Origin of the sequence: uncultured Roseibium sp. (assembly GCF_947499295.1) — a bacterium.
Taxonomy (GTDB): Bacteria; Pseudomonadota; Alphaproteobacteria; order Rhizobiales; family Stappiaceae; genus Roseibium.
The window spans coordinates 1-1,304 of the sequence record NZ_CANMNP010000097.1 but is presented as its reverse complement, the minus strand read 5'-3'; the positions used below and the strand labels follow the sequence as shown (position 1 = coordinate 1,304).

The window sequence follows — 1,304 nt, the reverse complement described above, 5'->3', positions numbered from 1 at the left end:
TGGGATGGCAAGGTTGTTGGTCGTGGCAAGGTTGCAACCGATCCTGTGTCGTTGCTTAAGGCGCTGAAGGCGCACTGGCACTTGTCCTGAGCGGATCGTGATGGAAACGGGCACCTGGGGGCATTGGCTGGTGAGGGAGCTTGGCAGACTTGGCGTTTGTGTTGACCTTATCGATGCCCGTCAGGCGCATGCAGTGATGAAGCTGCAGCACAACAAGACGGACGCCAACGATGCGGACCTTCTGGCGGAGATCGCGCGCACCGGGTTCTGCCGTCCTGTTGCGGTTAAGAGCGAGGCCGCCCAAATGGACCGTACGGTGCTGAAGGCCCGTCAGCACCTGGTCCGCCAGCGCCGCGATACGGAAAATGCGATCCGCGGGCTGCTTGGCGCGTTCGGGCACCGCCTGCCCAAGGGAACTGGCAAGTTCGCGGCCCGTGTGCAGGCGGTCTTGCAGACATGCCCCGCTCTGACCGGCATTGTCGGTCCTTTGCTTGAGGCGCGGACGGCTGTGATCAGATGCCTGGACGATCTGGACGGTGAAGTCCGGGAACGGGCTTCGCAGAGCCCGGCCTGCTGGCTGCTGGCTGCTGATGACAGCACCGGGCGTGGGGCCGGTGACGGCGCTGGCCTTCGCCGCGACCATTGACGATCCGGCCCGGTTCGCCAAATCGCGCTCGGTGGGGGCCTATGCCGGTTTGACCGCGCGGCGCAACCAGTCGGGGGAGATGGACTGGTCCGGGCGCATATCGAGGCACGGCGATGCGATGCTGCGCAGCCTGCTCTTTGAGGCGGCCAGCAGCCTTTTGACCGTCGTGCGCAAGGCCCATCCCCTGAAGGATTGGGCGCGCCGGATCAGGAAACGCAGCAGCCACAAGAAAGCCTGCGTCGCGCTGGCCCGCAAGCTTGCTGTAATCCTGCACAAGATGCTGGTGAGCGGGGAAGCCTTCCGCTGGCCGCTGACCCAAGAAGACGCTGCTGCATAAGGGAGACAAACAACAAAAGAGATCCGCGCCAGCGCGGAGACTGTCGCCCCTCACCGGGACGATGACTGAGGCGAGCCAGCGAGTTTGGTTGCCAAGCCGAGACATCGGCAAGGGCGCCTAATACCTTGGGAGGCCAAAGTCAAAGGGTCCTATCATGAAGCGCTCCACAGACCCTGCGGGCAGCAACTTCGAAGACAACCGTGAACCCCGTGAGGAGGCAACAAGGCTTGGGACTTGATCTTGAGGCCGGAATTAGACAACCAAGCGCAATTGATCCGAACCGATGAGCCCATTCCCGCCTGCTGATTGACATTATGGTCC

The 1,304-nt window shown here is 62.7% G+C and carries 2 protein-coding genes; both read left to right on the top strand.

The window, feature by feature from the left end; translation table 11 throughout:
- Window positions 1-94 precede the first annotated feature (94 nt).
- Window positions 95-646, top strand: a complete 552-nt coding sequence (locus Q0835_RS29895; protein WP_366142423.1) for a transposase — start codon at window positions 95-97, stop codon at window positions 644-646.
- Window positions 615-983 carry a transposase gene (locus Q0835_RS29890; protein ID WP_298967119.1) on the top strand — a complete coding sequence of 123 codons (369 nt, stop codon included), beginning with the start codon at window positions 615-617 and terminating at the stop codon, window positions 981-983. Before Q0835_RS29895 ends, Q0835_RS29890 begins: the two co-directional genes overlap by 32 nt.
- The last annotated feature ends 321 nt before the right edge of the window (window positions 984-1,304 follow it).